We start from the raw sequence: 21,655 nt of genomic DNA on the forward strand, positions 1-21,655 counted from the left end.
AGCTGCTGCGCCTTGCGACAACCACGCGCGATTATGCACATGGCGATCCTGGATTTATATTGCTTGGCCGACGTCGATGCGATTCCCGTCCGGATCAGCGAACACAAATGCCCGCAAGCCAAAGTCCTTGTCCTGCAGGCTTTTGATAATCCTTGCCCCATGTCGCAGACAAACAGCGTGGAGCGCATCAATATTGTCCACAATCAGGTGAGCTACGTTAAAATTCGCAGCCTTGTGTCCGGGCTGTAACGTCAAATGCAGTTCACCCTGATCGCGCTTCAGGATCATGAAGCCAACAGGGTTGCCGTTTTCGAAAATTTTTTCGAAGCCGAGCACCTGAGTATAAAAATCATGTGCCTTGTTCATGTCTCTTACAGGTAATGTGGCGGCAATCCGTCCAAAACGGATGCCCTGACCGGCGATATCCTTCATCGCTTAGCCTCTGATTGCAAAGTCACGATCCCTCTCCAGACAGTGCTGGTCGAGATGATGCGCTTTGTTGTTTGAATCAGCAGGACGGTGCCTACGAATTACACATAGCGTGAATCGACCTTTCGCGAAACAGGGTATCTTGGCTTCATGGAACCGCAAGTGATCTGGTCAGTTATTCCTGAGCACGACAAGAGGAGGTGAAATTGAGCGATTTCGATCTTTATTACTGGCCTGTGCCATTCCGTGGGCAATTTATTCGGGGGATTTTGGCCTATGGCGATTGTTCGTGGGATGAACATGGCTTCGACGAGATCGAAGAACTCATGGGACGTGATGTCGAAGAGCAACCCATAGCATTCATGGGGCCACCGGTTTTGATCGATCACCATCGCAATTTTGCGGTATCGCAGATGTCGGCGATTGCCATATATCTTGGAGAACGCCTGGAGCTCCTCCCCTCAACGGCAGAGGGCCGCGCTCTGACTGCCAAGATCGTAAACGATGCGAACGATGTCATTGACGAGTTGACGCTCAATGGCGGTCGGGAGATGTGGACGCATGAAAAGTGGAAGGAATTCATTCCCCGGCTGCAAAAATGGCTGTGCATTTTTCAGGATACCGGCGAACGTCACGGGCTCAAGGAAAGTGCAGGCTTTATGCTGGGAACGGAAAAGCCCGGCGTTGCCGATATAGTGACGGCCATCCTCTGGGCCACGATGGCTGATCGCTTCGCAGTGATCAAAACGATCATTCAAGAAACCTCGCCGATAATCGGAGGCCTTTCCAAACGGGTGCAGGCTATACCTACTCTTGCTGCGCTTAATACCAAAAGCTTCAACGATTATGGCCTTGCCTATTGCGGCGGTGAAATAGAAAAATCGCTTCGAACGGTTGCAACTTGAGGTTTCCGTCGAAAGCATCTTATCCAGCTTGCTCATTTCTAAGTATATTATATTAATATATTTAATTGATTCTCGCAATGCTTCCTGCTCAGGATGCATTGCGCAAGAGGGGGCTGTCGATTGCGTGCTGACCATATGGGAATACCTGTTGCCGTTCCAAGCCGTGGCGCGCGGATCTGCAGCATGCGGAAAAAGGCGCTATTGAGTTCCATTTGCTGTCATCCTGCGACTTTGGCTGTGGCGATGACGGTATTGTTGCCATCCGCGCAGGCCTTGGCGCAATGCGCCCCGTCGGCACCGGCGTCCGTCAATATTTCTTCAGGCAGCTGTTCGGATTCCGCCCTCACCACGCGAGAAAGCGCTGGTGCTGCGCCGGTGGTCGATGTTTCGGGTACCGGAAGCTATAGCGGCACCTCCGTCCTGCTAACAGCTACTGGCAGCGGTTATGGCGTGCGCGCGAGTGATAGCGGGATCGCCAGTCTGATCGGCACCTCGACGGAGGGTGCCGAGGTTACCACCTACGGCGCGGGCGGGCATGGCCTCTACGCCGAGGACGGCGGGGCAATTACAGGCAGCTATACGACTGTCAGCACCTATGGCATCGGTGCCTACGGCATCAGCGCAGTTGGAGCAGGCAGCAGCGTCACACTGAATGATAGCGATGTGTACACGGCGCTGGATAACGCGCACGGTGCCTATGCAGCCAGCGGCGGGACTATCACCCTCACCCGCACTGACCTCATGATTGACGGTACGGCCTCCTCTGCCGTGTTCGCGGATGTCGGAGGAACGATCACTCTCAATGATCTGAATACCTATAACTACGGCGACAATGCTCCGGGCGCAGTGGCTTCTGGAGCCGACAGCAACCTCATCCTCAATAATAGTTACATTAACGGTTATGGGAGCGGTGGCGCTGTGCTGTTCGCAACCGGCGGCGGAACAGTCACCATGTATGGCGGCGCCATCGCCTCCGGCGATTACTATGGCGGAACAATCAACGCTGATGCGCCAGGCATGCTTGCCCGCGGTGCCGACAGTAGCATCGTGGTCCGCAATGGCGCCAGCTCTGCCACGTATGGTGCAAACAGCCAGGGCATATGGGCTGATGCCGGAGGCAGTATTGACTACGCTGGTTATGGCATTTTCACCTACCAACCCAATTCCACCGGCGCAGAGGCGAGTGGCGCGGACAGCACAATCATTCTGACCAACACCATAATCCGGACGACCGGCCCTTCCAGCGCGGGTCTGCGTATCACCGATACTGGCACGATCACCGTGACTGGAACAGAAGTCACAACAGGGTACACTGTGACCGGCAGCAGCCCGCCAGTCCTGCAGTTTCCGGTTGCTGAGATAGGCCTGGAAAGCCATGGCGCAGATGTGGTCGGGACAGACAGCAAACTGCAAGCTCAAGATACGGACATAACCACGATTGGCAATGGCAGTATTGGCGTTCTTGTCAGTCAGGGCGCCACGGCGTTGATAACAGGCGGCACCATAACAACAAAGGGTGGCGATAGCGCCTCAATTGGCGGCGCGGACGGTGTCCGTACCACAGATGCCGGCAGCACTGTCACCTTGACCGGCACCGAAGTCACCACGCAAAACAATAACGCCATTGGCCTCCACGCAATGGCGGGCGGTATGATCTCCGCTACGGATGCAACCGTTACCACTATGGGCAGCGCTGCTCATGGTCTCGCAGCCAGCACTGGCGGTACGATCACCGCGTCCGGCACTGCCGTGGCGGTAGACGGCTCCGGGTCTGCCGCTGTTTATCTTACCGGTAGTACGCCGAGCACGGTGTCCTTCACCGGCGGCAGTCTGAGCGCCGCCAACGGCCCGGTCATCCTGGTTGAGGGGGGCGTCGGCACTGTCTCGATCAATGGCAACACAGCCATCAACCCGGCTATGGTCAACGGGCAGCTCCTGCTGGCAAAGGTTACCGAGAATACGGTCGGTGCGCCAAGCAATCTGACGCTCAATATTGATGGCGTATCATCGCTCACCGGTGACATCGTCGTTGATCCTTCGACGCTCACCTATAATCTCGGCGACAGCCAGTGGACCGGCAATCTTATGCTGACCGGCCCGGGCAATACAGCCAGCGCCAGCCTGACCATATCGCAATGGACGGGCGACCTGCTGGCCGACACTGGCAACACTGCGGATGTGTCACTGGCGCAGGGCAGCCTGTGGACCGGATTGGCCAGAAACGCGACGGATATCACGATTGATGCCAGCAGTATCTGGAACGTCACCGGCGATTCCAACGCAACCGATGCGGTTGCGAATGCCGGTCTGATACAGTTCCTGCCACGGACAGACGCATATAGCACCCTGGCAGTTGGCAGCTACACCGGTAGCGCTGGCAGCCGTATCGGTTTCAATACCTATCTTGGTGCGGACAACTCACCAAGCAATCTGTTGGTGATCGATGGCGGCCAGGCCAGCGGCACGACATCGGTGTTCGTGAACAATACCGGTGGTCCGGGAGCACAGACCCTCGCTGATGGTATTATGCTGGTGGACGTGAGCAATGGCGGCACCACCACGACCGACGCTTTCACGCTCGGCCAGCGTGTGGCTGCGGGCGCTTATGAGTATCAGCTTTTCCGCGGCGGCAGCGCGGATGCGAACGACTGGTTTCTCCGCTCCCATATCATCGATACACCGACAGGTCCCACGACGGAAGGACCTGACATCCCGCTTTATCGCCCGGAAGTCGCGCTCTATGCGCCAATCCCCGCGATTGCGCGACAGATGGGTCTCGCCACCTTGGGCACGCTGCATGAGCGCGTCGGCGAGGAAGAGAACCTGCGCGGGGTGCCGGAGTCGCAGACTTATGTAAACGGGGCCTGGGGACGCGTGTTCGGAGAACACCTCAACAACCGATGGGGCGGTTCGGTGGATGCCAGCGCAACGGGCGATCTGACCGGCTTCCAAACGGGCCTCGACATTCTGCGCCGAACAACGGATAGCGGCCATCGTGACCATGCTGGCCTGTATTTCGCTTATTCGAACTACAATTCGAGCTCAGTGCGCGGCTTTGCTGAAGGAATACAGAACCTGGCTGTGGGCGAGCTGACGCTGAAAGGCCCATCGCTCGGAGCCTATTGGACGCATTTTGGCCCAACCGGCTGGTATCTCGATGCAGTGGTTCAGGGAAGCTGGTACGACGCGGACGCCACATCGGCTTATAACCCCGGTCTCTCAACAAATGCGACCGGATATACGGCATCGCTCGAAGCAGGCTATCCGATCCGCTTTGGTGAGGATGATCGCTGGCTGATCGAACCGCAAGCACAGATCGTCTATCAGGACATGTCGGTGGACGGCTCCCACGATCAATATTCGAGTGTGGACTGGGATGCGGGCAAAGCATGGACCGGACGGCTTGGAGCACGGCTGCAATATTCAGCCCGCGACGAGCGAGGTACACTGTGGCAGCCCTATGCGCGATTCAATGTCTGGCATTCCTTCTCAGGCAATGACACTGTGTTCTTCGGACCATCCTCGCCCGCAATTGAGAACCGCTTCGGCGATACAGCCTTTGAAGTCGGAGGCGGCCTTACCGCGCGGGTGAAGCAGAATGTGAGCCTGTATGGTCAGGCCAGCTATCGCTGGTCGCCCGATAGCGGGCGCAGTCACCAAACAGCAACCGCTGGCACCTTCGGCGTCCGCTTCGATTGGTGATCAGCACTTGGAGGCTTATCGGCTGATCTTCTCAACAAAATAACGGGGAATCTGATCGCGTTCCCGTCGACGATAGAACTCGAGGCAAAATCCGACAAAGGCTTTGAAACGGCGCGAGACGTGTCTGCGGCGTGAATAGATGAGGTTGATACCCGTTTCCCGAGAACGCCATTCCGGGAGGACCGGGAGAAGCAAATCACTTTGGCATTCCGTTTCAACAAAGAAGCCGGGAAGATAAGCCAGCCCCTGCCCTGCGACCGCAAAATATTTCAGGGTCCAGTAGTCGTTGGCCACCAGACTGGCGGTCGGCAAGATTTCCGTTTCGTCGTTGCCTTGCCTGGAGAGATACCAGGGTTGAAGCCGGGTCGTGTTACGGAAGATCAGGCCGCGATGACGAGACAAATCGTCAGGACTCGTCGGCCGGCCGAACTGCGCAAGATATTCGGGGCTGGCATAAAGCCCATAAGAGGCCGTAGCCAGCCGACGACTGACATAGTCGACATCCGATGGTTCGCCCCAGTGAAAAATGCCGTCCAGCGCCATATCGGATACGTCGGTGAAAGATTGGCGCGCTGTGAGAAACACCACGTCGAGAATGACCTGCGGATATTGCTTCTGGAACGCATAGAGCAGTTCAGAGGTAATGGTCGTGCCGAATTCGCCCGTCGATCCGACCCGTAATGTCCCAGCCACCACTTCGTGCATGTCAGCCATTGCTGACGCGGCGTCATCGCAGCTCATCTGGATTTTTCGCGCGTGACGCAAAAGTTCCGATCCGGCATCGGTCAGGTTCAGTTGATGACCTTCGCGCACGAACAACTCGACCCCGAATTCATCTTCCAACTGGCGAATGCGATGGCTGAGCGTGGATTTGGGTAAACGGTACAAACGCGATGCCGCGGAAATCGACTTCGCGTCGGCAACTTTCACGAAACAATCGATGACCGACAAATCCATTTCATATCCATTTCGTTCATACTATTGGACGATACGTTCTATAATAAGCCAACTTCGGCCAGTTGTGCAAACGTTATACGGCTGGGATACTCCCCTTCAACAAGGGAGGTTAGAATGTCCGACATTCGTGAATTCATCCGCGCTGCATCCGGTGGGGATATTAAGGCAACCGTCGCTATTCGCGGTGGTCGACTGGTCAACGTCGTTTCCGAAGAAATTTATCTGGCTGACGTCGCCATCTATAATGAGCGCATTATCGCGGTGGGCGATATCAGCGATTATATAGGGCAAACCACTGAAATCATTGATGCGACCGGAAAATATCTTGCACCCGGCATGATCGACGGACATCTCCATGTGGAATGTTCCAAACTATCCCTGACCAGCTTCGCAAAGGCGGTCGTCCCGCTCGGCACGACGTCGATCGTGACAGGCCTCGATCAGATTATCGTCGTTGGCGGTCCTGATGCTGCGCGCGAATTCCTCGATGAGGTCAAGGGGACACCGTTGAAGGTGTTCTGGGGCGCGCCCTGTAAGACGCCCTACACCATGCCTCGATCAACGGTGGGGCACTATTTCAGCCCGAAGGATCACCGCGATACGCACAGCTGGCCGGAATGCGTCGGCATTTGGGAAACCGTGCGCGAGTTCATTCAGGAGGAAGATGAAGACGTGCTCCAGGCTATCGAGATCGGTCAGGCGAGCCGCCTGCCGGTCCTCGGTTGCTGCCCCATGACCCGTGGCGCACGCCTGAATGGCTATATGCAGTCCGGGGTTCGCGCCGACCACGAAAGCTATACGCCGGAGGAAATGCTGGAGAAATTGCGGGCTGGCATGCATGTTGTCGTCCGTGAATCATCCATCTCTCACTTCCTTTCAGACAATCTGCGCATTGTGACGGAGATGGGCGTCAAAGCGTTGCGCCGCATCAGCTTCTGTACTGATGATGTGGTTGCAAGCGACATTCTTTCGCGTGGCCATCTCGATAATATGGTCCGTATGGCGATTGCCATGGGCATTTCGCCGATGGCTGCAATCCAGATGGCGACGATCAATGGTGCCGAGGCCCTGCGCATCGACGACAAGGTTGGATCGATTTCGCCGGGCCGCACTGCCGATATTCTTATCGTCAACGATCTGCGCGACTTCCGCGTCGACGCTGTGGTTGCCAATGGAACGCTTGCCGCCCGTGAGGGACAAATGGCGGTGGAACTGGTGGCGCCGCAGCGCAGTGCCGGGCTTTTGCAGTCGGTCAAGGCGAAGCTCGTGAAGGCTGCGGATATTGCAGTCCCCTTCGATGGCAAAACATCTTCCGCCGACGTGTTGGCAATCGCCGTTACCCCGGAAAAAATCTTCGTCCGGACGCGGCGTGATGTCGTCCTGCCAGTGGTGGGCGGGAATGTCCTTGCCGATCCGGATCGGAATATACAATACGTGACTGTCGTCGAACGCTACGGCAAGACGGAAAATCGGCCCGTCGCGTTTACATCTGGTTTCAATCTGAAATCAGGTGCTATCGCCAGTTCCACCGCACCCGACGATAACAACATCATTTGCATTGGTGTAGATCCGGAGGATATGGCGGTTGCCATCAATCATCTGATTACCAACAATGGCGGTCAGGTCGTTGTCGACAAGGGTAAGGTGATTGAATTCCTGCATCTTCCAATCGGCGGCATCGTATCGGATATCGATCCGCAGGAAATGGCGGCAGCAGAAAAGCGGCTTGATGAAGCAGCTCAGAGCCTTGGCTGCGACCTGCCCTGGCCGTTCATGTATATGTTCGTTTTGCAGATCACAGCGATCCCCGATTATGCCATCACCGATCTGGGCGTTGTGGACTGCGTTAATCTGCGCATTATTTCGCCACTCGATCCCGACGGGACCGGCGCGGCGAACACGCTGGCGGCGGAGTAACTAAACCGCCCAGCGACTCGATGAAGTTCAATAAGGGGAACAACAATATGAACTATCAGTCGAAAGTCGCGGAAGATTCCATCAGCCGGGCGAAAACCCGGCTCGGTGGAACCATCGACCGCTTGTTTGAGGTCACCCGGAGCGGATCAACGATCCGCACCGAAGTCATCGCCGCTTTGACAACGTTTCTGGCGGCGTCCTATGTCATTGTGGTTAATCCATCAATCCTGCAAAACGCAGGTATTCCCTTTTCTGCGGGCGTGACAGCGACCGTGCTGGTGAGTCTGATCGGCAGTTGCGCCATGGGACTTTATGCCCGCAGCCCGATCCTCGTCGCACCTGGCATGGGTATCAACGCTCTTTTTGCCTATACGATGGTGATGGGGGCCAATGTACCGCTGGAAATCGCACTCGGATGTGTTTTCTGGGCTGGCGTACTTTTTACGATCCTCGCCATTCTGAACCTGCGTACAGCCGTCATCGATGCAATTCCAAAAGACCTTCGTTATGGAATTGCCTGTGGTATCGGCCTGTTCATTGCCCTGATCGGGTTTGAGAACGCAAAATTCATCGTGGCCAATCCCGATACGATAGTAGCACTGACACCGTTCACGCCAATCACACTGACGTTCATTGCCGGTTTTATCATTACCGCTGCGCTTGTCGTGCGCCGGATACCGGGTGCCATGATGGCGGGCATGGTCATCACTACCATTCTTGCTTTCCCAATCGGTCGGTGGTGGGGTGATGGCAGTGCTTTTGCCGCAGGTACGCCGGACGTGCATACGCTGGTCAACTGGAGCGGCCTCTTCGCAGCGCCCGACTTCAGTTTCGTTGGCAAAATCGATCTCATCGGCGCACTTCAATTCGCCTATATCCCGTTCATCTTCGTGTTCCTTTTCACCAATTTCGTGGAAGCCCTATCCACCTTTCTCGGCCTCGCTGAAGCGGCCAATCTGAAAGATGAAAATGGCATGCCACGCAATGTGCGGGAATCGATGCATGTCGACGCTGTTGCCGCATTGATTTCAGCGCCGCTCGGCACCAGCCCCGCTACGGTCTATCTGGAATCGGGCGCGGGTATCGCACAAGGCGGACGCACAGGACTGGTCGCCTTCATCGCAGGCATTTGTTTCCTGCCTTTTCTCTTCCTCTCGCCGTTGCTCTCGCTGGTGCCGGCGATTGCAACGGCACCCGTACTGATCCTCACTGGTCTCTTCATGTCGGAACCGATGGGCCGCATCAACTGGGAGAGTATGGAAGATGCCATACCGGCATTCCTCGCCATCGTTCTCATTCCCCTGACATTTTCGATCACGCTGGGTCTTTCGCTTGCCATAATCGGTTTTGTCGTGATGAAGCTTGTTCTTGGAAAAGCGAGGGAAGTGCGCCCGGTAATGTGGTTCGTGGCTGTATTGGCCGCGATGCTGGTTGCACAGGTACAATGAGTTTATGAGCTGGCGGCGCGGTGATGCGCCGCCGCTTCACTGCTGTCGAATTGGAAAGGGCGAAAATGCTGCAATCATGGTCTGAAACCGCACCGCTTCTTGTGGATGTTGCGATGGGACGCAAGCCCGCAGATCTCGTTATTCGCAACGGGCGATGGGTCAATGTCTATTCGGGCGAAATCGTGCCGAACACAGATATTGCGGTTGCTGCCGGACGCTTCGCCTATGTGGGGCCCGATGCCAGTCATACGATCGGCGAAGGAACCAAGGTCGTTGATGCGGGCGGTCGCTATCTCGTTCCTGGTCTTTGTGACGGACATATGCATGTCGAAAGCGGACTTGTCACCGTAACAGAATTTGCCCGTGCGGTTATCCCTCACGGGACAACAACCATGTTCATCGACCCGCACGAAATTGCCAATGTCCTCGGCATGGCTGGCGTAAAATTGATGAACGATGAAGCTCAGAGCCTGCCCGTCAACATTTACGTACAAGTACCCAGCTGCGTTCCAAGCGCGCCGGGCCTCGAAAACGCCGGTGCGACACTCACCGCAGAGGACGTGCGCGAGGCCCTTGCCTGGCCCAACATAATCGGCCTTGGCGAGATGATGAATTTTCCAGGCGTAGCGTCGAATGATCCAAAGATGGTTGCGGAGATCGCCGCCACTCAAAAGGCCGGACTGACAGTGGGAGGTCACTACCCCTCTCCCGACCTCGGTCGACCATTTCACGCATATGCGGCGGGGGGCCCGGCCGACGACCACGAGGGAACCAGCGTGGATGACGCCATTGCCCGTGTGCGCCAGGGAATGCGTGCCATGCTGCGGCTGGGTTCTGCCTGGTTCGATGTTGCCACACCGGTCAAGGCAATCACAGAACGTGGCATTGACCCGCGCAATTTTGTGCTTTGCACCGACGACAGTCACTCCGGCACGTTGGTTTATGAGGGGCATATGAACCGCGTCGTGCGCCATGCTATTGCGCAGGGCCTCAAACCGATTACCGCGATCCAGATGGCGACGCTCAATACGGCACAACATTTCGGAGTGGAACGGGAGTTGGGTTCAATTGCGCCTGGACGACGCGCCGACCTGATCGTAACTTCCGATCTCTCCAGTTTGCCGGTCGAGATGGTATTCGCGCGTGGACTGTTGCTCGCTGAGAACGGGACACTTGTGGCCGACATCCCGCCCTATGACTATCCCGCCAGCGCGAAGAACACCGTAAAGCTTGGCAAGACCCTTGCCGCTGCAGACTTTGACATTGCTGCGGATAACGCCGCAGAAGTGGATGTGCGGGTGATCGGCGTCGTGGAAAATCAGGCCCCGACAAAGGCGCTGCAAAGCAGGTTATCGGTCAAGAACGGCATCGTGCAGGTGGATCGGGATGCAGATGTCTGTCAGATCGCTCTGGTCGAGCGTCATCGGGCGACCGGCGGTGTGGTGAATGCCTTCGTTTCCGGTTTCGGCTATGACACCGATTGCGCCATGGCATCGACGGTTGCACATGACAGCCACCACATGATCGTTGTCGGCACCAACAAGTCCGACATGGCACAAGCAGCAAACCGCCTGCAGGAAGTGGGCGGTGGAATTGTGCTGATAGCTGGCGGCCAGGAACTGGCGCTGATCGAACTTCCCGTTGCCGGTTTGATGTCGGATGAGCGGGCCGAAATTGTCGCGGACAAGGCAAAACGTCTTGTAGAAGCAATGCGTTCATGCGGTTGCACGCTCAACAACGCGTATATGCAACACTCGTTGCTCGCTTTGGTGGTGATCCCAGAGCTGCGTATTTCCGATATCGGTCTGATAGACGTCTCACGCTTCGAGAAGACGGATGTGATTATTCGTTAAGATCAGTATGCGGGCCTAGTCATTTAGGCCCGTATTGCTGGTGATGTACATCACTCTAAGAGCCCATATAGGTTTCAATCCCGAATTGACGTCAGTACCCGGTCGAAGTGAGCAATCTCTTCCATCGTATTGTAGTGCACCAAGGTGGCGCGGATAGCCCCGCTATCCATGCCGAGCCCTAGCCTCGCCATCAGCCGCGGCGCAAACAGGTGGCCGTCGCGGATCATGATGCCTGCATCTGCCATGGCCTGAGCGACATCAGCTGGCCGTTTGCCTGGTAGATTGAAGCAGAAAGTTGGCACGCGTTCGGCAATACGCGCTTCGTCTGACACTCCATAGATGGTAGCGCCGTGTGATTTGAGTACTTTCAGGACTGCAAGCGAAAGCGTCGTCTCATAGGCCCTGATAGCCGCCATGCCAGCAACTAGATCGTCGCGACGTGACCGCCCGGACGACGCCTCAAAATTGCGGCCAAGCGCTTCCAGATAATCAACTGCCGCACCCATGCCCGCGGCATTTTCATAGGTGAAGGTGCCCACTTCGATCTTATGTGGGGGCACATCGGGGATGAAATCTTCCTTGAAAGTGGGCAGGGCTCTAAGCAACTCAAACCGGCCCCAGAGAAAACCCATATGCGGTGAGAAATTCTTGTAGCCGGAACAGACAAGATAGTCACAATCCCAAGCCTGCACATCGATCAGACCATGCGGTCCATAATGGACGGCATCAAGAAATACTTCCGCGCCAGCAGCATGCGCCAGTTCCGCCACGCCACGCACATCGACAAGTGAACCGATGGAATGCGAGGCGACTGTCACGGCTACCAGGCGGGTGCGATTGTTCAGCAGCGGCTTCAGGTCATCAATATGCAGGTTGCCATCGTCGCGCATTCGCCACCAGACACATTTCACACCCTGACTTTCAAGCGCCAGCCATGTCGAGATATTGGCGTCATGATCCATGTCGGTAATGACAATCTCGTTGCGCTGATCGATCATTTTGGCAATGCCCAGACTGACAAGCCGGATAAACGAAGTAGCGTTCATGCCAAAGGAAATTTCGGCTGGGTCATAGGCGTTGACGAGAATGGCAACGCTCTGACGCGCGTCGGCTATCGCCTGATCCACCGCGCGGCTCGAAGCATATCGCCCTCCCCGCTGCACCATGCGATGCAGCATATGGTTGCTGACGGCATCGATAACGCCTTGAGGCACCTGCGCACCTGCACCATTGTCGAAAAAGACCGGATTGCCCGGCAGGGATAAAGCCGGAAAATGTGCGCGCGCGCGGTCCACCGGAAACGCTCCGGCGTTTTCAAAAGCTGTGGTCATCGAGATACTCCCAAACGAAATGTCGGTGCCGTTTTCGCGGCTAGTGCATGATCTGCTGAAGGAAGGCCGCCGCACGCTCGCTCTTCGGCGCGGTGAAGAAATCCTGCGGCTTGGCTTCCTCGCAGATCGCGCCATGGTCCATGAAGATCACCCGGTCCGCAACGCGACGGGCGAAGCCCATTTCATGGGTCACGACCAGCATGGTCATCCCGTCTTCGGCCAGCGAGATCATCGTATCAAGGACTTCGCCCACGGTTTCCGGATCGAGCGCCGAGGTCGGCTCGTCAAACAACATCACCTTGGGCTGCATGCAAAGCGACCGCGAAATTGCCGCACGCTGCTGCTGGCCGCCCGAAAGCTGTGAAGGATAGCGATCCGCCAGATGGCCGATCCGCACACGCTCGAGATATTTTCGAGCAATCTCTTCAGCTTCCTTTTGGCCAATCTTCTTCACCGTCATCGGTGCAATGGTGCAGTTCTCGAGGATCGTCAGATGCGGAAACAGATTGAAATGCTGGAATACCATGCCAACTTCGCGACGGATTGCATCCAGCTGCTGGCCTTTGCCGTTAAGCTCTATGCCGTCAACGACGATTGAGCCACTTTCGTGCTTTTCCAGTTGATTGATGCAGCGGATGGTGGTCGACTTTCCTGAGCCTGACGGCCCGCAGATAACGATACGCTCGCCCTTCGCGACGGAAAGGGTGACGTCGCGAAGCGCGTGATAATTGCCGTACCACTTGTTGATGCCACTCATGATGATGGCTGGTCGGTCGGTCGATTGTGCGAAGTTTTGATCGGTCATCGGGGAAACCAGTTCTGTCGAGATCAGCGTGCAGTCTTTGCGGTAGCACTGCGCTTCTCGAGATAGCCGACCAAACGAACCATCGGCCAGAGGAAAGCGAAATAGATGATTGCAGCGCCAATCAAAGGCGTTGGGTTGGCCATCAACGCTTGCGTGTCATTGGCCTGCTTGAGCAGATCTGGCATGGCAACCACAGAGGCCAGCGCCGTATCCTTGAACGTCGAGATACAATTGGAGGTCAGTGGCGGCACCATGACCTTCAGCGCCTGCGGCAGGATGATTTTGCGCATTGCCTGCCAGAAAGGCAGGCCCAGCGAAACCGCTGCCTCGAACTGTCCCTTTGGCACATTCTCAATGCCAGCGCGGCAGACTTCGGCCGTAAAGGCCGCCAGCACCATGGATAGCGCCAGTGTTGCCGAGGTAAAGGACGAGAATGAAATGCCGACGAAAGGCAGCGCGTAATAGATGAGGATCAAAACCACCAGAACCGGTAGTGCTCGGAAAATATCGATATAGCCGATGGCGATATACTGAAACGGCTTGGGCGCGTAGAGGCGCACAAAGCAGAGGAGCAGGCCGAAAAGGCTACCGAAGAAAATTGCGGTTATGCCCAGAAGCAGCGTGTTACCCAGCCCGAGCAGCAAGATCGGAAAGGACCGGACGAGAATGTCCCAATTGAAAAACGTTTCGATCAGACCCATGGCGTCAATCCGGAAATCCTGAGGTGGTTTGAGAGGCGGCTGCACCAGTGAACCTGACGCAGCCGCTTGTGTTTACTGTGCGGATGGAACCGGCATCGGCTTGACGGTCGAGGTGCCGGCATCCGGTTCGACACCGAACCACTTCTTGTGGATGGCGGCCAGAGTGCCGTCTTCCTTCATTTTGGAGATCTCGTCATTGACCTTTGGCAGGATTTCGAGATCCTTTTTGGCCATCATGGCAAAGCGTTCACCCGTCGGAATACGAACGAGCACCTTCAGAGCTGGCATTTTCTGGATCGCGTACTGGAAGCCAGCCAGTTCACCGGCGCCGCCGACAATTCGACCGGTCTGCACGTCGAGCAGCAGATCCTGTTGAGCCGCATAGCTTTTGACTTCAGAAATACCAAGCTTGTCGGCATTTTCCTTTGCCCAGTTCTCGCCGGTGGTGCCAGCGACAACGCCGATCACCTTGCCCTTGAGGTCTTCGAGCGTCTTGACTGAGGAGTCTGCCTTGCCGACGATTGTGCCGTCGCTGTCGTAATAGGGCTGCGTGAACGACTGCGTCTTCAGGCGTTCATTCGTGACCGAGATCGACGAAATGGCAAAATCGACGCGACCCGAACTGGTCGCGGCAAACAATGCCTGAAAACCAAGGGGCTGGAATTCAACATCCATGCCAAGCCGCTTTGCGGCTTCGGTAGCCACATCGACCTCAAAGCCCTCGAAGACACCCTTCTCGTTTTTGAATTCCCATGGTGGATTGGCGGCATAGGAGCCAACAACAATCTTGCCGTCCGCGAATGCGGACGAAACCATCAACGACAGTGCTGCAGCTGTCAGAATAGCGACTTTCTTAAACATGGTTCCTCTCTGGACTTCTTGTCTCTGATTATGATCGATAGTTATCTGTGCCTGTCACCTGCATCAGGCGGCTTGTTTGGGTACGATACGTTCCAGCGCAGTAAAGAGGTGGTCGACCGCATCGGCTGACGTAACCCAACCGGGCGATAGCCGCATCGTGCTACCGCGCGCATCGCAATAGATTTTCTGCTCGCGCAGCGCCGATATCACTGCGGCCGGTGCGACACCGGCTGGCAGATTCAGCATTACGCTGCCGCCGCGCCGAGCGTCGTCGGTCGGTGAAACGAGCTTCCAACCGAGATTCTGTGCACGTGCGATGATGGCATGGGCTCTGACCAGATTGTTCGCACGAATGTTATCGACACCCTGTTCCATCGCCCATTGAATACCGGGCAGAGAGGCGACGGAGGCCAGTATCGCGGGCGTACCGTGATCCAGGCGTCGCGCATCATCCGCAAAGCTAAATCCGTCGAGATCCCAAGAAAACGGGTTTTCCTGGCTGAACCAGCCGCGAAGCTCTGGCCGCAGATCAGCCAGCAACGATGGCCTGACCTGTACAATCCCTGCACCCGAAGCGCCGCATAGCCATTTCAGCGAGGTGGAGACGACAAAATCCGGATCGATTGTCTGCACCGAGAATGGCAGAACGCCGACACCTTGTGTGATATCGACACCGACCAGTGTTCCCATCGCCCGACCATGCGCACAAAGGGCTTCAACATCGACCTTATGTGAGGTGGTGGATGAAACGAATGTCAGCAGCGCAACACCCACATCATCCTGCCAGCGCGCAATGAAATCCTCGTCACGCACCCAAGCTTCGCCGGGGCGCATGGGCACCGTGTCCAATGTAAAGCCAAAGCGCTCTGCGATACCGGCCAGCATGAAATGCAGGCTGGGGAAACAATCAGCGGCTACGAGCAGCCGCTTACCACGCAGCCGCTCTTCCGGCAGGCCACCGATGAAGCTGTAAAGAGCCGTTGTGACATTTTCGGCCGTGGTCAGCGAGCCTTCCGGTGCATCGATCACACCGCGCCAAGCATCAATGAAAGTCTGACGTGCCGCCAGCGCGGCAGGCCACTGGCCATCATCCTCTGCAGACCAAACGGCGGAAAAAGCGGACAAAGCCTCGCCCATCTTTTCCGCCTTGCCGGGGAAAGTGCCGATCGAATGATAGAGGAAGTAGTCAGACATTTCAGACCTCAAATATTTTGATCAAAAGATCACAGTATTTGGGCGACGTCAATCCGGCGACCTGAGCGTACCGAACAATTGTAGCTCGCACTTCACAAATCAATATTCAACCCACTGTTTTATATGGAATAATCGCAGATATAAAATGCGCAAGGCGTACGCGATGGCAAAAATTGCGAGCGCTATTCCACGATCAGCGTGCGCAAAAGATCCTGTGTGTCACGTATATCCGACACCATGGCTTCGCGGGCACGGCCAGCGTCGCGCGATTTCATCGCCGCCACGATGCGACGGTGATTCCGCGTATAAGCCTTGTCGCCTTCTGCCTTCATGCGCGGCTGCACATAGGCCGACAACATGCGCATATACGGACCATATCGCAACCATAGCGTGTCTATAAGCTGCATGAGAACTTCGGAATGGGAAGCCTTATAGATCAGATAATGAAACTCGCGATTGCGGTCGAGCATCGCGTAAACCTGCTCCTCGCCAGCACAAGCTTCATGCAGGACTATATTGGCTTCGAGCGCCTCAATTTCCTCAGCGGTGATCGCCTGTGCCGCCAATTCAGTTGCAAGACCTTCCACCGTGGCCCGCGCTTGACACAGATCGTCAAGCCTGGCGACGCTCACCGGCGGCACCCGCGCCGAACCATTGCGCGCCACCTCGAGGGCGTTTTCCGCTGCAAGCCTCCGGAGCGCCTCACGCACTGGCATATGGCTGGTATCGAATGTCTGCGACAACGACGCGATGGTCAGCACCTGACCGGGATCGAAACGACCGATCAACAGCGCCTCACGCAACTGCAGGTAGACAGCGTCCTGCACGGTCACTCGGCCAGAAACGGGACCAAATCCTTCGTCGAGTGACAACAACCGGACTCCTTCTTTGATGGACGAACAATACTGAGCCAAACATTTACATGTCGCAGAACCGAAAACAAGCCGATATATCATTTGATCAAACGCTCAAAACTCGATAAGAGATTTTGCATCAGAGCCCCGGGCCCCTAATCCGGACCGAGACAAACCAGCACAGGAATGATCAGATGGCGCGTTTTGCACGGCGGATAACGCAAACTTCTCCCAAGAGTTTCGGTATGTTCCAGAAGGCTGCGACGCTGGCGTCCTCCGGCGTCGATCTCATTCATCTCGAGCTTGGCCGCCCCTTCCACGATACGCCCGCACATATCAAGGACGCTGCGATCAAGGCCTTGCGCGACGGTCACGTTCATTACAGCGACTTGCGTGGCGAAGCGGAACTGCGCAACGCCCTGCAGAAAAAGCTCGCCGAATACAACAAGATCAATGTGACCACCGATGAAATTCTCATGGTCAACGGCCTCACCCAGGCATCATTCGTCGCGTTCATGGCCCTCCTAGATGAGGGCGACGAGGCGATCCTGCTGGAACCCTATTACCCGCAGCACATCAACAAGATCGAGATGACCGGTGCCCGCGTCGTGCTGGCGCCGCTTGACCCCAAAACGAATTTCGGCATCAGCCGCGAGTTGATCGAGCCGCTGATTACAGCGCGTACGCGCATGATCGTGCTGGTCAATCCCTCCAACCCGACTGGCCGCGTCTACAGTCGCGCCGAACTGGAAATTCTGGCCGATCTGGCCATCAAGCATGATCTTGTCATCGTCTCGGACGAAGTCTACGAGCAGATCCTGTTCGACGGCTCCGAACATATCTCCATCGCCTCACTGCCAGGGATGAAAGAGCGCACCGTCTCGATGTTCGCCTTCACCAAAGCCTATGCTATGGACGGCTGGCGGTTGGGCTATCTCGTTGCTGATGCCTCCTTTATGCCAGCCTTTCTCAAGCTAACGGCGAACGAGATTACCCACGTCAACACCTTTATTCAGTATGGCGCTCTGGCAGCCGTAACCGGACCGGCAGCTATTCTGGACGATATGGTTGCCGACGACCGGCGCAAGCGTGACCTCGTTGTGAGCCGCCTTAACCAGATGCCGGGTGTGACCTGTGAGAGCCCGGAAGGCACGATCTATGCCTTTCCAGACATTAGTGGCACGGGCCTCACCTCCCAAAAAGCTGCCGACATGATTCTTGAAGAAGTCGGCGTCGTAGTGGAGGCTGGCGGCTTCTACGGCAAATCGGGTGACAACCACCTGCGGGTCTGCTTCGGCTCGGAAAGCTACGAACGGCTTGAACAGGCAATGGACCGGCTCAGCATATTCTTCAATGGGCTCTGACGCGGTTCGTCGTAATCGATGTACGTGGAGATACTTCCGAGGGTCGAGATTGCGATCTAGGCATTTCGGCCCTCCCCAGAGCGGTCAAAACCGAGCAACAGCTCGGTAAGTCCGTTCTGGAAGTCGGAAACCACCGATTTATCTACCGCGCGACGTCCTGTTCCCTCATCTTGGCTTGAAGCAGCGAGAGCGGCTCCATGGGTGTAATCCACGAGGATGTGCGTCCAGCGCGCTGTATGTTGCGCAGAATCGTTGCGTTCACCCAAGAGGCCCTTCAACTCAGCTGTGATCCGTCTGGCTTGATCGGGGAAAGTGGCTGGCCGGGCAAAAATTGCCAAGGTCAGTGAGGGGTAAAGGACCACCTTGACGTAATAGTCTGTCATGAGATGGTGGGCGCGCGCCAGCGCGTCACCTTTGTACGGCGCGCCAATGTCTGCATAGACACGCTCCGCCAGCGCCTTGATCAGCCCATCCCTATCCCTAAAATGGTGGTAAATCGTCATAGGATTAATGCCAACACGTGTCGCCAGTGCCCGCATAGTCACACCGTCGAGGTCACTTTCATCGAGCATAGACAATGCCTCACTCAGAATGGTTTCCGGCTCAACGGTCATTCCGTCAGTGGGTGGCCGACCTCTTCTTCTCGCCGTCATTTCATGACCTCGTAATGCGACTGGACGAGCCCGGACGGAAAAGACCTCGTTCCCTTATGCAAGAGTGATACATCACGCTGAACACCGCCAAAAAGCGGGCGACCGGCCCCGAGCAGGACTGGCACTCTCGTTATCATCATGTCGCGGATCAGATCGCGTGCGAGAAACGATTGAATGATCCGCCCACCATCAATATAGGCGCGTTTTGCACCCTCCGATTTAAGCATCATCATCGTTTCTTCCGGTGACTTGTCCGAAAAGCGAACCAGCCCGACCAGATCGGAGGGAACCGCTTGCCTTGCAAGTTGCGCCGATAAGACCAATACCGGGCGTGTATAAAACCAATCCCCCATGTTTCGAACCGACTCGTAAGTCCCTCGTCCCATTACGATAACATCAATTTCATTTATGAAGTCATTATAGCCATGGTCCTCTCCAGCATTGTCGCGCGCTACCAACCAATCGATGTACCCGTTTTCGCGGGCGATAAAGCCATCAAGGCTTGTTGCAATGAATACGTGTCCTGTGACCATCTTCAGCTCCATAATTATACAATGTATAATAAATGGTCTTCAGCCTATGTCAAAATTGCCCCATCGATCGTTTCCAGAAAATCGACGCGCGCCAATACACAACTCACGCCCGCACTATTCGGGCAATCTCCAGTCGCCACCTACGTGGCGTGGCTCGAAATCTCGTGCTGAACAATATTTGATGAATAGCAGAGTGAAAGCTTAACACCCATCTTTACGTGCTGGCGCATAAATATTCACAATACTGTCCGTTCAAACGAAACAGAATTGCATTTCTCATCGAGAACTTCACGAAATTGCAAGATATTTTCGTAGAAATACGCCTAATATTGTTCGAATGTACGAAATACGATTAGAATACTATGTCTACAACAAACCGAAACTACAGAATAATATGCATTCACAATGGAGTTTATTACCATTATTATTTGACATTTTGACTACATATCCAAGCGTAAATAGGAATAGCTCGCTGGAGGAGTGAGCATCAGACTACGTCTGATTGCAGGGAACCGGGAGGAATTTACTTGCAAGCCATAACCATGAATGAAACGCATTCCGAGATTTCCGGCAGCGAACAGAGAAAAGTGCTCACCGCTACCCTCGTGGGCACGTCAATAGAATGGTATGATTACTTCATCTATGCTCAGGCCGCAGCATTGGTGCTGGGGCCATTGTTCTTTGCTCCTGTCGCGCAGGACAATCCGCAGCTCGCACAGATTCTGTCTTTTGCTACCATCGGAATATCCTTTCTGTTCAGGCCGTTGGGCGCAGCTATATTCGGCCATCTGGGCGACCGGTTCGGGCGCAAATTCGTCCTCGCAACCACATTAATACTCATGGGCATGGCGACGTCGCTAATCGGCCTGCTGCCACCCCACGCGCAGATCGGCATTTGGGCACCCATTCTTCTTGTCGCCCTACGCATCCTGCAAGGCTTTTCCGCCGGTGGTGAATGGGGCGGAGCGGCGTTGATGGCCGTGGAACATGCACCGGTCAACCGTCGGAGCTATTTCGGCGCTTTTCCTCAGATTGGAGTTCCAATCGGGCTGATTATGGCAACCGGAACACTGTTCACGTTGAGAAGCGTTTTGAGTGATGACGACTTTTTGAGTTGGGGCTGGCGGCTACCCTTTCTGTTCTCAATCGTACTGATAGCAATCGGGTGGATGATACGTCGCGCAGTCGAAGAATCTCCTGTCTTCAAGGAAATCCGTGAGCGGCGAAAAGAGGCCTCGGCGCCACTCCGACAGCTGTTTCATACCCATTCGCGCGAGGTGATACTGACGGCACTCATATTCATGGCCAACAATGCGGCAGGCTATATTCTGATCGCATTCCTGGTCAGCTACGGCCAAAGCGCGCTTCATCTGCCGGGCAGTTCCGTTCTTATTACCTGCACCATCGCGGCAGGAGCATGGCTTGTCTTCACCATCGTTGGCGGCATCATGGGAGACAGGATCGGACGCGTTCGCACGTTTCAGATCGGATATGTTGCACTATTGCTTTGGGCGATACCGATGTGGTTCCTGATAGATACCGGTGACATGAGGTTGTTCTTCGTCGCAGTCGTGGTTCTTACCATTCCGCTCGGCCTGACCTATGGTCCCCAGGCGGCGCTATATGCTGAAATGTTTCCTGCAAAAATCCGCTTCTCTGGCATATCGGTAGGCTACGCACTGGGCACAATCATCGGCGGCGCTTTCGCAGCGACAATTGCGCAATGGGTAATGACAACATTCGGAAGCTCCTGGCTTATCGGAGCCTATATTTCAACACTGACACTCATCTCGCTGCTGGCTGTTTCGCTCGTTCGCGACGCCAGTGGCGTTGATCTCTCTCAATGACTGCGCTAACCCGATTGACCCGTGACGGGTCGCGCCCCGCAACGGTCGCTCAAGCAATGATAAGCGGCGCTAGAGCCGCTTATCATTGCTCCCAACAGCCCAACGTTTCGCTGAACTCCCTCATGTGTTTGGACCAACCGCCACTCTGCCCTTGAGCGCCTGACATCAGCGCCATTTGAGAGCTTGGGAATAAAACTTAGAGCCTCAATCATAATGAACGTAACGATATCAGGCTCTTGCGACGCGCCGGGTAAGCAGGCGGATGTTTGCGATGTAGACCCATGCTTCAGCAGACACGATG

At 55.6% G+C, this 21,655-nt stretch carries 17 protein-coding genes; 7 read left to right on the forward strand and 10 right to left on the reverse strand.

The genetic code is table 11. The features are described 5' to 3' along the window. Positions 1-54 precede the first annotated feature (54 nt). A complete protein-coding gene (locus FHW03_RS25290; RefSeq protein WP_182523182.1) occupies positions 55-432 on the reverse strand; it encodes a glyoxalase superfamily protein in 378 nt (125 codons plus the stop codon). A gap of 203 nt (positions 433-635) precedes the next feature. Here FHW03_RS25290 and FHW03_RS25295 point away from each other — a divergent pair, with 203 nt between their 5' ends. Together FHW03_RS25295 and FHW03_RS25300 are read left to right on the forward strand one after the other, a co-directional pair. Then, entirely contained in the window at positions 636-1,334 is a 699-nt protein-coding gene (locus FHW03_RS25295; RefSeq protein WP_182523183.1) for a glutathione S-transferase, read from the forward strand. 243 nt (positions 1,335-1,577) lie between these two features. Continuing rightward, complete coding sequence (locus FHW03_RS25300; RefSeq protein ID WP_182523184.1) at positions 1,578-5,036, forward strand: autotransporter outer membrane beta-barrel domain-containing protein; 3,459 nt, start codon at positions 1,578-1,580, stop codon at positions 5,034-5,036. Between the two features lie 15 nt (positions 5,037-5,051). Here FHW03_RS25300 and FHW03_RS25305 read toward each other — a convergent pair whose 3' ends face one another. Then, complete coding sequence (locus tag FHW03_RS25305; protein WP_182523185.1) at positions 5,052-5,993, reverse strand: LysR family transcriptional regulator; 942 nt, start codon at positions 5,991-5,993, stop codon at positions 5,052-5,054. Between the two features lie 114 nt (positions 5,994-6,107). On the opposite strand from FHW03_RS25305, the gene FHW03_RS25310 reads away from it, so the two are divergent. The 3 genes from FHW03_RS25310 (at position 6,108) to ade (ending at position 11,211) form a co-directional block, all read left to right on the forward strand. Next, the gene (locus FHW03_RS25310; protein ID WP_182523186.1) at positions 6,108-7,910 is read left to right on the forward strand and encodes an adenine deaminase; all 1,803 of its coding nucleotides are present in this window, start codon (positions 6,108-6,110) and stop codon (positions 7,908-7,910) included. Between the two features lie 47 nt (positions 7,911-7,957). Beyond that, positions 7,958-9,358 carry an NCS2 family permease gene (locus FHW03_RS25315; RefSeq protein ID WP_182523187.1) on the forward strand — a complete coding sequence of 467 codons (1,401 nt, stop codon included), beginning with the start codon at positions 7,958-7,960 and terminating at the stop codon, positions 9,356-9,358. 65 nt (positions 9,359-9,423) lie between these two features. After that, complete coding sequence (ade, locus tag FHW03_RS25320) at positions 9,424-11,211, forward strand: adenine deaminase (protein WP_182523188.1); 1,788 nt, start codon at positions 9,424-9,426, stop codon at positions 11,209-11,211. Positions 11,212-11,285: 74 nt separating this feature from the next. On the opposite strand, the gene FHW03_RS25325 is transcribed toward ade, so the two are convergent. The 6 genes from FHW03_RS25325 to FHW03_RS25350 all read right to left on the reverse strand — a co-directional run bounded on the left by FHW03_RS25325 (position 11,286) and on the right by FHW03_RS25350 (position 16,975). Then, positions 11,286-12,542 carry a cysteine desulfurase-like protein gene (locus FHW03_RS25325; protein ID WP_182523189.1) on the reverse strand — a complete coding sequence of 419 codons (1,257 nt, stop codon included), beginning with the start codon at positions 12,540-12,542 and terminating at the stop codon, positions 11,286-11,288. A gap of 40 nt (positions 12,543-12,582) precedes the next feature. Further along, complete coding sequence (locus FHW03_RS25330) at positions 12,583-13,347, reverse strand: amino acid ABC transporter ATP-binding protein (protein ID WP_182523190.1); 765 nt, start codon at positions 13,345-13,347, stop codon at positions 12,583-12,585. A gap of 23 nt (positions 13,348-13,370) precedes the next feature. Next, a complete protein-coding gene (locus tag FHW03_RS25335) occupies positions 13,371-14,048 on the reverse strand; it encodes an amino acid ABC transporter permease (protein WP_113534096.1) in 678 nt (225 codons plus the stop codon). 72 nt (positions 14,049-14,120) lie between these two features. Next, the gene (locus FHW03_RS25340) at positions 14,121-14,909 is read right to left on the reverse strand and encodes an ABC transporter substrate-binding protein (protein WP_182523191.1); all 789 of its coding nucleotides are present in this window, start codon (positions 14,907-14,909) and stop codon (positions 14,121-14,123) included. 63 nt (positions 14,910-14,972) lie between these two features. Beyond that, positions 14,973-16,103 carry an aminotransferase class V-fold PLP-dependent enzyme gene (locus FHW03_RS25345; protein ID WP_182523192.1) on the reverse strand — a complete coding sequence of 377 codons (1,131 nt, stop codon included), beginning with the start codon at positions 16,101-16,103 and terminating at the stop codon, positions 14,973-14,975. Between the two features lie 182 nt (positions 16,104-16,285). Next, the gene (locus FHW03_RS25350; protein WP_280994699.1) at positions 16,286-16,975 is read right to left on the reverse strand and encodes a GntR family transcriptional regulator; all 690 of its coding nucleotides are present in this window, start codon (positions 16,973-16,975) and stop codon (positions 16,286-16,288) included. A gap of 176 nt (positions 16,976-17,151) precedes the next feature. On the opposite strand from FHW03_RS25350, the gene FHW03_RS25355 reads away from it, so the two are divergent. Continuing rightward, the gene (locus FHW03_RS25355) at positions 17,152-18,321 is read left to right on the forward strand and encodes a pyridoxal phosphate-dependent aminotransferase (RefSeq protein WP_182523194.1); all 1,170 of its coding nucleotides are present in this window, start codon (positions 17,152-17,154) and stop codon (positions 18,319-18,321) included. Between the two features lie 56 nt (positions 18,322-18,377). Here the strand turns inward: FHW03_RS25355 and FHW03_RS25360 are convergent, their stop codons facing one another. Both FHW03_RS25360 and FHW03_RS25365 read right to left on the reverse strand, forming a co-directional pair. Further along, positions 18,378-18,974: a TetR/AcrR family transcriptional regulator gene (locus FHW03_RS25360; RefSeq protein ID WP_182523195.1), complete on the reverse strand. Its 597-nt coding sequence runs from the start codon at positions 18,972-18,974 to the stop codon at positions 18,378-18,380. Then, positions 18,971-19,507: a dihydrofolate reductase family protein gene (locus tag FHW03_RS25365; protein ID WP_182523196.1), complete on the reverse strand. Its 537-nt coding sequence runs from the start codon at positions 19,505-19,507 to the stop codon at positions 18,971-18,973. The genes FHW03_RS25360 and FHW03_RS25365 overlap by 4 nt, the downstream gene beginning before the upstream one ends. Before the next feature lie 527 nt (positions 19,508-20,034). On the opposite strand from FHW03_RS25365, the gene FHW03_RS25370 reads away from it, so the two are divergent. Next, positions 20,035-21,354, forward strand: coding sequence for an MFS transporter (locus FHW03_RS25370; RefSeq protein ID WP_377515747.1), 1,320 nt, complete (start codon positions 20,035-20,037; stop codon positions 21,352-21,354). Positions 21,355-21,655 lie beyond the last annotated feature (301 nt).

Source organism: Ochrobactrum sp. RH2CCR150 (genome assembly GCA_014138095.1).
GTDB classification, from domain to species: domain Bacteria; phylum Pseudomonadota; class Alphaproteobacteria; order Rhizobiales; family Rhizobiaceae; genus Brucella; species Brucella gambitense.

What these genes read in the sequence shown, in the direction of transcription:
- FHW03_RS25290 (WP_182523182.1), bottom strand. Translation starts at nt 432, where the DNA reads ATGAAGGATATCGCCGGTCAGGGCATCCGTTTTGGACGGATTGCCGCC.
- FHW03_RS25300 (WP_182523184.1), top strand. Translation starts at nt 1,578, where the DNA reads ATGACGGTATTGTTGCCATCCGCGCAGGCCTTGGCGCAATGCGCCCCG.
- FHW03_RS25305 (WP_182523185.1), bottom strand. Translation starts at nt 5,993, where the DNA reads ATGGATTTGTCGGTCATCGATTGTTTCGTGAAAGTTGCCGACGCGAAG.
- FHW03_RS25310 (WP_182523186.1), top strand. Translation starts at nt 6,108, where the DNA reads ATGTCCGACATTCGTGAATTCATCCGCGCTGCATCCGGTGGGGATATT.
- FHW03_RS25315 (WP_182523187.1), top strand. Translation starts at nt 7,958, where the DNA reads ATGAACTATCAGTCGAAAGTCGCGGAAGATTCCATCAGCCGGGCGAAA.
- ade (WP_182523188.1), top strand. Translation starts at nt 9,424, where the DNA reads ATGCTGCAATCATGGTCTGAAACCGCACCGCTTCTTGTGGATGTTGCG.
- FHW03_RS25325 (WP_182523189.1), bottom strand. Translation starts at nt 12,542, where the DNA reads ATGACCACAGCTTTTGAAAACGCCGGAGCGTTTCCGGTGGACCGCGCG.
- FHW03_RS25330 (WP_182523190.1), bottom strand. Translation starts at nt 13,347, where the DNA reads ATGACCGATCAAAACTTCGCACAATCGACCGACCGACCAGCCATCATC.
- FHW03_RS25335 (WP_113534096.1), bottom strand. Translation starts at nt 14,048, where the DNA reads ATGGGTCTGATCGAAACGTTTTTCAATTGGGACATTCTCGTCCGGTCC.
- FHW03_RS25340 (WP_182523191.1), bottom strand. Translation starts at nt 14,909, where the DNA reads ATGTTTAAGAAAGTCGCTATTCTGACAGCTGCAGCACTGTCGTTGATG.
- FHW03_RS25345 (WP_182523192.1), bottom strand. Translation starts at nt 16,103, where the DNA reads ATGTCTGACTACTTCCTCTATCATTCGATCGGCACTTTCCCCGGCAAG.
- FHW03_RS25355 (WP_182523194.1), top strand. Translation starts at nt 17,152, where the DNA reads ATGGCGCGTTTTGCACGGCGGATAACGCAAACTTCTCCCAAGAGTTTC.
- FHW03_RS25360 (WP_182523195.1), bottom strand. Translation starts at nt 18,974, where the DNA reads ATGACGGCGAGAAGAAGAGGTCGGCCACCCACTGACGGAATGACCGTT.
- FHW03_RS25365 (WP_182523196.1), bottom strand. Translation starts at nt 19,507, where the DNA reads ATGGTCACAGGACACGTATTCATTGCAACAAGCCTTGATGGCTTTATC.